General features: G+C 74.5%; 7 protein-coding genes. 3 read left to right on the top strand and 4 right to left on the bottom strand.

The window, feature by feature from the left end:
* Positions 1-148 precede the first annotated feature (148 nt).
* Positions 149-2,164, bottom strand: a complete 2,016-nt coding sequence (locus tag ACZ4W9_RS26410) for an NPCBM/NEW2 domain-containing protein (RefSeq protein WP_467939955.1) — start codon at positions 2,162-2,164, stop codon at positions 149-151.
* A 212-nt stretch (positions 2,165-2,376) separates the two neighbouring features.
* On the opposite strand from ACZ4W9_RS26410, the gene ACZ4W9_RS26405 reads away from it, so the two are divergent.
* Together ACZ4W9_RS26405 and ACZ4W9_RS26400 are read left to right on the top strand one after the other, a co-directional pair.
* A complete protein-coding gene (locus tag ACZ4W9_RS26405; protein ID WP_467939953.1) occupies positions 2,377-2,556 on the top strand; it encodes a hypothetical protein in 180 nt (59 codons plus the stop codon).
* Between the two features lie 149 nt (positions 2,557-2,705).
* A complete protein-coding gene (locus ACZ4W9_RS26400) occupies positions 2,706-3,749 on the top strand; it encodes an NUDIX hydrolase (protein ID WP_467939952.1) in 1,044 nt (347 codons plus the stop codon).
* 13 nt (positions 3,750-3,762) lie between these two features.
* Here the strand turns inward: ACZ4W9_RS26400 and ACZ4W9_RS26395 are convergent, their stop codons facing one another.
* Both ACZ4W9_RS26395 and ACZ4W9_RS26390 read right to left on the bottom strand, forming a co-directional pair.
* On the bottom strand, positions 3,763-4,458 hold the full coding sequence (locus ACZ4W9_RS26395; RefSeq protein ID WP_467939951.1) for an MBL fold metallo-hydrolase: 696 nt from the start codon (positions 4,456-4,458) through the stop codon (positions 3,763-3,765).
* A 62-nt stretch (positions 4,459-4,520) separates the two neighbouring features.
* A complete protein-coding gene (locus ACZ4W9_RS26390) occupies positions 4,521-5,876 on the bottom strand; it encodes a M20/M25/M40 family metallo-hydrolase (protein ID WP_467939949.1) in 1,356 nt (451 codons plus the stop codon).
* Between the two features lie 131 nt (positions 5,877-6,007).
* Between ACZ4W9_RS26390 and ACZ4W9_RS26385 the strand changes: the two genes are divergently transcribed.
* On the top strand, positions 6,008-7,282 hold the full coding sequence (locus ACZ4W9_RS26385) for a geranylgeranyl reductase family protein (protein WP_467939948.1): 1,275 nt from the start codon (positions 6,008-6,010) through the stop codon (positions 7,280-7,282).
* A 310-nt stretch (positions 7,283-7,592) separates the two neighbouring features.
* Here ACZ4W9_RS26385 and ACZ4W9_RS26380 read toward each other — a convergent pair whose 3' ends face one another.
* Positions 7,593-7,877, bottom strand: coding sequence for a DUF6332 family protein (locus tag ACZ4W9_RS26380; RefSeq protein WP_467939946.1), 285 nt, complete (start codon positions 7,875-7,877; stop codon positions 7,593-7,595).
* Between the last annotated feature and the right edge of the window lie 121 nt (positions 7,878-7,998).

The following is a 7,998-nucleotide window of genomic DNA, read 5'->3' as shown; positions in this document are numbered from 1 at the left end:
CCCCCCCCCCCCCCCGCCCGCCCCCCCCCCCCCCCCCCCCCCCCCCCCCCCCCCCCCACCCCGCCCCCCCCCCCCCCCCCCCCCCCCCCCCCGCCCCGCCCGCCGTCCATGGCGGCCTGGGAGAAGATCCCGAGCGCCGGGCGCGCGTTCAGCAGCTCAGGCGCGCGTCCGCCCAGTCCGCGTGATCGGAGTCGACGCCGTCGCCGCCGTCGGTGACGACCAGCCGGACCACTCGGGCGCCGGTGACGTCGGCGGTGAGCTGCCGGGCGGGCATGGCGCTGGTGAGGACGCCGGTGCTCGCCGCCGTCCTGTCGTCCGCCCGGATCTCGAAGGCGACGGTGCCCTTGGTGTCCTTCTCGTCGTCCACGCCGACGGACGCGGTGACCTTCTCGCAGGCCCCGCCGGTGTAGAAGGCGATGTCGCCGAGCGCGTGGACGCCGAGCCCCTTGGCGTAGACCGTGCCGCCGATGGTGAGTGGCCGGCCGTCCCCTGCGGCGCTCTCCCCGTTGCTGGTGTCGCGCTCCACCGGCCCCCAGCCGTTGACGGCCGACAGCCACGGCAGGTCGCCGAGGTACGACGTCCCGGACGGCGGCGCTACGACCACGGACGCGGTCAGCGGCACCTCGCCGGTCTCCGCGGTGCCGGACGGCGAGCGGTAACTCGCCCGCAGCGTCAGGCCGTAGGAGCCCGGCGGGGTGCCGGCCGGGGCGGTCACCCGCCAGCCGGTGCGCAGCGTCCTGCCGGTGGGGAGCGTGGTGGCCGAGGCCGGCGAGGTGGCCCGTACGCTCCAGCCGGCCGGGCCGGTCAGCGCGACGGACACCCGGCGTGCGGGCGTGCCCCCGAGGTCGGTGACGGTGCTGGTCAGGGTCGCGGGGGTGGCCGCCGTCAGCAACAGGTCGCCGTCCAGGCCGAGTTCGACGGCGGGCGGGTGCGTGGCCCAGCGCGGGTCGGCCGCGACGCGGAGCAGGACCGTGCCGTGGGCCGGGACGGTGGCGGCGAGGGTGCCGGCGGTGTTGTCCGTGCGGTGCCGCCACAGGTCGCGCACCGAGTAACCGCCGGTGGCGGGCAGGCCGACCGCGTGTGCGTCGGTGGCGATCCGCTGGGCGGTGCCGGACTCGTTGAAGAGGGCCACCGCGCGGCTGCCGTCCGCCATCTCCTTGGCGATCACCCAGCGCCCGCCCGCGGAGGAGACGACCGCGCCCTGCCGGCCGAGCGGGTCCTGGTCGACGGCGACGACCTCCTTGTTGCCCAGGATGTCGTACGTCGCCGGGGAGGCCTTGCGCAGGTCGGTGCCGATGAGCAGCGGCGCTGCCATGACCGACCAGAGCGAGAAGTGCGAGCGGTACTCGGTGTCCGTCATGCCGCCGTTGCCGACCTCCAGCATGTCGGGGTCGTTCCAGTGTCCGGGACCGGCGTACGGGGCGAGGGGCAGGTTCTGTTTCAGGATCGACAGCATCGACGACCAGTTGTCGCTGATGTCCCCGGTGGTCCGCCACAGGTGCCCGACGTCCGCGGCCCACTCCCACGGCTTGTTCTCGCCCCATTCGCAGATGCTGTAGACGATGGGCCGGCCGGTCGCCCGGAGCGCGTCGCGCATGGTCCGGTAGCGCTGCCGCGCGTCCACGCCCTGGTTGTTGCAGTTGTCGTACTTCAGGTAGTCCACGCCCCAGTCGGCGAACTGCCGGGCGTCGTCGTACTCGTGGCCGAGAGCGCCCGGAAATCCCGTGTTGCTGCAGGTCTTGGTGCCGGCGCTGGTGTAGATGCCGAGTTTGAGCCCCTTGGCGTGGACGTAGTCCGCGACCGCCTTGATGCCGCCCGGGAAACGCCGGGGGTCGGGCACCAGGTGACCGTTCGCGTCCCGCTCCGGCAGGGCCCAGCAGTCGTCCAGGTTGACGTAGCGGTAGCCGGCGTCCTTCAGCCCCTTCTCCACGAAGAGGTCCGCGATGCCCTTGACCATGGCCTCGTCGAAGTCGGCGCGGCACTGGGTGGAGTTCCAGTTGTTGAAACCCATCGGCGGGGTGAGGGCGAGGCCGTCGGCCGGGGCGGCGGGACCGGCCGAGGGGGCGGCCGCGGCCGGCGCGGCGAGGCCCGCCGCGCACAGCAGTCCGGCGGTGAGTGCCCCGGCGACTGCGCGGCGGATGGTGCGGGTGTGAGGGTGACGCATCGTCGATGCTCCTCCGACTCGCGAACGGCGGAAATTAACGGCATGTACGCGTCATGCTGTTCGCTTACGGTAGGACGTGTCGGAGTCTGTTGGAAAGGCTTCCTTCAAGCCGGTCCGGCCGTTCGGAACTGTTCGCCCTGAGGTACTGGCCGACGCGGAAAAGCCGCCACGATCCGCGTGACCTCCGGCCCGTCCCCGCAGTTGATCAGCGCATGAAGAAGCGCAGCATGCTCGCCATCGCCACCCTCGCCGCCGGATTCGTCGTGGCCGCCGTCACCCCCTCCCACGCGGCGCCCGACCGGCCGCTCGACGTCTCGGACACGGTGGACGAGGTCGGTGACCTCATCGCCGACCACAGCCTGGAGACGGACGGCGTCCTCGATCGCGACTGACCCGCGGCGCAGGGCGTGCGTGCCGGTGTCCCCGCCCCAGGGGGCACCGGCACTCGCGTGTGCGTGGACAGGCGCCCTCAACGGCGGCGGGTTTCCATGGCAGGGTGGAGCGGGCAATCCTCAGGGGGCCAACAGAAGAGGGGGAGTCCGTGACCGTCGTCTGGATCAACGGCGCGTTCGGTGCGGGGAAGACCACGACCGCACGTGAACTGATCGAACTGATCCCGAACAGCGCGCTCTTCGACCCCGAGATCATCGGCGGGGCACTCACGCACCTGCTGCCACCCAAGCGCCTCGCCGAGGCCGGCGACTTCCAGGACCTGCCGATCTGGCGGCGGCTCGTGGTCGACACGGCCGCCGCGATGCTCGCCGAGCTGGGCGGCACCCTCGTGGTACCGATGACCCTGCTCCGCCAGGAGTACCGCGACGAGATCTTCGGCGGGCTCGCCGCCCGCCGCATCCGGGTGCACCATCTGCTGCTCGCCCCCACCGAAACGATCCTGCGGGAGCGAATAGCCGACCGGGAGATCCCGCCCGAGGCACCCGACGGCGAGATACGCGTCCGGCAGTGGTCCTACGACCACATCGAGCCGTACCGTGCCGCCCTCGCCACCTGGCTCACCGCCGACGCCCACCCGCTGGACACCAGCGCCCTCACGCCGTACGAGACCGCCGTCCGCATCGCCGAGGCCGTCGGCAACGGCGCCGTAGCCGCCTGCGACATCGTGCAGACCCCCGAGCCGACCGCCGAGACGCTCGCCGCCGGGGTGCTGCTCTTCGACGAGCACGACCGGGTGCTGCTCGTCGACCCCACGTACAAGCCCGGCTGGGAGTTCCCCGGCGGCGTGGTGGAACGGGGCGAGGCACCGGCCCGCGCCGGGATGCGCGAGGTCGCCGAGGAGACCGGGATACGGCTGCGGGAGGTGCCCCGGCTGCTGGTCGTGGACTGGGAACGGCCCACTCCGCCCGGCTACGGCGGGCTGCGGCTCCTCTTCGACGGCGGCCGGCTCGCACCCGGCGAGGCGTCCCGGGTGCTGCTGCCCGGACCGGAACTGCGCGCCTGGCGGTTCGCCACCGAGCAGGAGGCCGCCGCGATGCTCCCCCCGGTCCGCTACGAGCGGCTGCGCTGGGCGCTGCGCGCCCGGGAGCGGGGCAGGGCGCTGTATCTGGAGGCGGGGGTGCCGGTCGGCTGACCCCGCCACGGCCCTAACCGAGCGAGCGGAGCACGGCGCCGGCACCGGACAGCACCGGGTCGCCGTGCCCGAAGCACGCGACCTCCGCGCCGAGGTCCGCCAGCCTCCGGATGGAGGCGAGGAGTCGCTCCCGGTCCAGGTTCAGCACTCCGGGGATCGGCGTGCCGCCGTCCGGTGCCGCCGCCACCGTGTCCCCGGTGAACAGCACGCCGTGCGCGGGCAGGAACACCGCGATGCTGCCGTCGGTGTGCCCCGGGATGTGCACCACCCGGGCGCCGCCGCCGAAGCCGAGCACGTCCCCGTCGGACAGCTCGGTGAGCGAGGCCGGCGGCTCCGGGGGCCCCGGGGGCAACTGCGCGAGGGCCGCCGCGTGCAGGGGCCGCTCCCACTCCTCGGTCCGGGGCGGCGGGCCCGGCCGTTCCCCGCGGACGAACGGGGCGTCCAGGCGGTGCGCCAGCACCTCGGCCCCGCTCAGCGCGGCGAACTCGGCCGCCCCGCCGACGTGGTCCTCGTGGAAGTGGGTGAGTACGACGCGCCGTACGTCCCGGGGCGTGTGCCCGAGCGCGGTGACCGCGTCGGCGATCGGCCGGCCGGCGCCGATCGGGCCCGCGTCGATGAGGGTCAACTCCTCGTCGTCACGCCAGAGGTAGGCCTGGCCGACGGGGAAGCGGAGCAGGTGCAGGCGGGGCAGCAGTTCGATGACGTCCATGCGCCGACGGTAGAGAGGGCCCCCGCCCGTGGGCGAGGGCCCTCTGCCGTGGGCAGAAGGGGTCAGCCGGCCGCGTAATTGCGCAGGAACAGCGCCTCGGCGACGGACAGCCGCTCCAGTTCCCCGGGGGACACGCTCTCGTTGACCGCGTGGATCTGCGCCTCCGGCTCGCTCAGCCCGATGAGCAGGATCTCCGCCCGCGGATACAGCCCGGCGAGGGTGTTGCACAGCGGGATGGAGCCGCCCTGACCGGCGTAGTTCATGGTCTCGCCCGGGTAGGCCACCGCCATCGCCTCGGCCATCGCCTGGTAGGCGGGGCTGGAGGTGTCGGCGCGGAACGGCTGACCCTGGCCGATCTGCTCGGTGGTGACCCGGGCGCCCCACGGGGTGTGCGCCTCGATGTGCGCCTGGAGCAGCTTGGCGGCCTGCGCCGCGTCCGTGCCCGGCGGCACCCGCAGGCTCACCAGGGCACCGGCACCGGACTGCACCGACGGGGTGGCGCCGACGACCGGCGGGCAGTCGATGCCCAGCACGGTGACCGCCGGGCGTGCCCAGATGCGGTCGGCGACCGAGCCGTCACCGATCAGCCCGACACCGTCCAGCACCTTGGCGTCCGCGCGGAACTGCTCCTCGGTGTACTCCAGGCCGTCCCAGGCCGCCGTGGCCTCCAGACCGTCGATCGCGGTGGAGCCGTCCTCGGCGCGCAGCGAGTCCAGCACCCGGATCAGCGCGGCCAGCGCGTCCGGGGCGGCGCCGCCGAACTGGCCCGAGTGCAGATTGCCGGCCAGGGTGTCGACCCGCACCTTCACCAGGGTCATGCCGCGCAGGGTGGTGGTCACCGTCGGCAGGCCGACCCGGAAGTTGCCCGCGTCGCCGATGACGATGGTGTCCGCCGCCAGCAGCTCGGGGTGCTGCTCGGCGTACCGCTCCAGGCCGCCCGTGCCCTGCTCCTCCGAGCCCTCCACGATCACCTTCACGTGCACCGGGACCCCGCCGTTCGCCTTCAGGGCGCGCAGGGCGAGCAGGTGCATGAGGAAGCCGCCCTTGCAGTCGGCGGTCCCGCGGCCGTACCAGCGGCCGTCGCGCTCGGTCAGCTCGAACGGCGGGGTGGTCCAGCCGGCCTCGTCCAGCGGGGGCTGCACGTCGTAGTGCGCGTAGAGAAGGACCGTTCTGGCACCCTCCGGGCCCGGCAGGTAGCCGTACACCGACTGGGTGCCGTCCGGGGTGTCCAGCAGCGCCACGTCCGTGAATCCCTCGGCCCGCAGCGCGTCGGCGACCCAGTTCGCGGCGGCCTCGCTCTCGCTCTTCGGGAACTGCGAGAAGTCCGCCACCGACCGGAAGGCGACCAGTTCGGCCAGCTCCGCCTTCGCCCGGGGCAGCAGCGTGGCGACGGTCTCGGCGATCGGGTGCGACGGCATGGGCACGCTCCTCGTGGGTGCGACGTTGTACGGGGTGGGTACACCGATCCTCCCACAGCGGATCGTTCGGACGGTCGCCGTAGGATGCGACAGGACACTTGGCAGCGGCTTGAGCGGAGCGGTAGACCATCGTGAGCGGCGAGAACTCTTCAGCGGACGACGTGCGGCGGGTGTGGGACGTCGTCGTGGTGGGCGCGGGCCCGGCGGGCGCCTCGGCGGCCTACGCGGCGGCGGTCACGGGACGGCGCGTGCTGTTGCTGGAGAAGGCCGAGCTGCCGCGGTACAAGACGTGCGGCGGAGGCATCATCGGCCCCTCGCGCGACGCCCTGCCGCCCGGCTTCGAGCTGCCCTTCAGGGACCGGGTGCACGCCGTCACGTTCTCCCACAACGGCCGCTTCACCCGCACCCGCCGCTCCAAGCAGATGCTGTTCGGCCTGATCAACCGCCCCGAGTTCGACCAGCAGCTGGTCGAGCACGCCCAGAAGGCGGGCGCCGAGCTGCGCACGGGCGTCACCGTCCAGCGGGTCGAGCAGCACGGCTCCGCGGTGCCGGACCGGCGGACGGTCGCCGTCGTCCTCCAGGGCGGGGAGACGGTGCTGGCCCGCGCGGTCGTCGGCGCCGACGGCAGCGCCAGCCGGATAGGGGCCCACGTCGGGGTGAAGCTCGACCAGGTCGACCTCGGCCTGGAGGCGGAGATCCCGGTGCCGGAGACCGTCGCCGAGGACTGGAAGGGCCGGGTCCTCATCGACTGGGGCCCACTGCCGGGCAGTTACGGCTGGGTGTTCCCGAAGGGGGACACGCTGACCGTCGGCGTGATCTCCGCGCGCGGCGAAGGCGCCGCCACCAAGCGGTACTTGGAGGACTTCATCGCCCGGCTGGGCCTCGCCGGGTTCGAGCCGTCCCTCTCCTCCGGGCACCTGACCCGCTGCCGCGCCGACGACTCGCCGCTGTCCCGGGGCCGGGTGCTGGTCTGCGGGGACGCGGCCGGTCTGCTGGAGCCCTGGACCCGTGAGGGCATCTCCTTCGCGCTGCGCTCGGGCCGGCTGGCGGGGGAGTGGGCGGTGCGCATCGCCGAGGCGCACGACGCGGTGGACACCCGCCGCCAGGCCCTGAACTACGCGTTCGCGATCAAGGCGGGGCTCGGCGTCGAGATGAGCGTCGGCAAGCGGCTGCTGACCGTGTTCGAGCGGCGCCCGGGCCTGTTCCACGCGGCGCTCACCGGCTTCCGCCCGGCGTGGCGGGCGTTCCGGGACATCACCCAGGGCGCGACCACCCTGGGCGAGCTGGTCCGCTCCCGCCCGATCGCCCAGCGCGCCCTGACGGCCCTCGACCGCCGGTCGGCGGTTCCGGCGGAGGCCCCCGCACAGGAGCCCACCGCCTCCGACGGGGAGCCCGTCGGGTCCTGACGGGGTGAAAGGGGACCGCCCGGGGTGGACGGAGAGCCGGACGGGGTCCGGCGCGGTCGCGGAGGACTCCGGCCGGCGGGTCGGCGGCCCGGACCGCGTCGCCGCCCTCCCCGGGGCGCACGGCCGGCGCCCGGATCTCCGGCACGGCCCCCGTCGTCCCGGGAAGCGCGGGGGACCAGCCCGCTCGGCTGACGTCGGTGGCCCGGGGCGGCGCCCAGCGTGGCCGGTCCGGTGAGGAGGTCGCCCGCCGGCCGCCGGCCGGCACGGTGGAGGCCGGCGCCCGCGGCCCGGTCCGACGGGTCGTGCGGGTCTACGAGACCGGGCCGGGCCGATCCGGCCGGCCGGGCCGGGCCGACCACCGGAAACGCAGCAGTACGCTCACCACCCGGGCCATGAAGACGACCGGTGCGACCACCAGGCCCAGCCGCGGCAGCACCTTCGACAGCGGACCGGGGAGATCGAGGAGCAGCGCCGGCCCGGCCACGGCCCCGAACAGCACCGCCGCCGCGAACAGGGCGCTGAGCAGCGCGTAACCGATCTCCACCGTCACCGCGTCCCGTTCCGCCTGGCTGCGGCGGCCCCCCTGTGTGTCCATCCCGTCACCTTCGCAGAGGTGGGGGGGGGGGGGGGGGGGGGGGGGGAGGGGGGGGGGGGGGGGGGGGGGGGGGGGGGGGGGGGGGGGGGGGGGGAGAAGGAGGGGAGGGGGATGAGGCGGG

The sequence above is a fragment of the Streptomyces sp. NPDC029296 genome, assembly GCF_055569255.1.
This window is presented reverse-complemented; position numbering and strand designations above follow the sequence as displayed.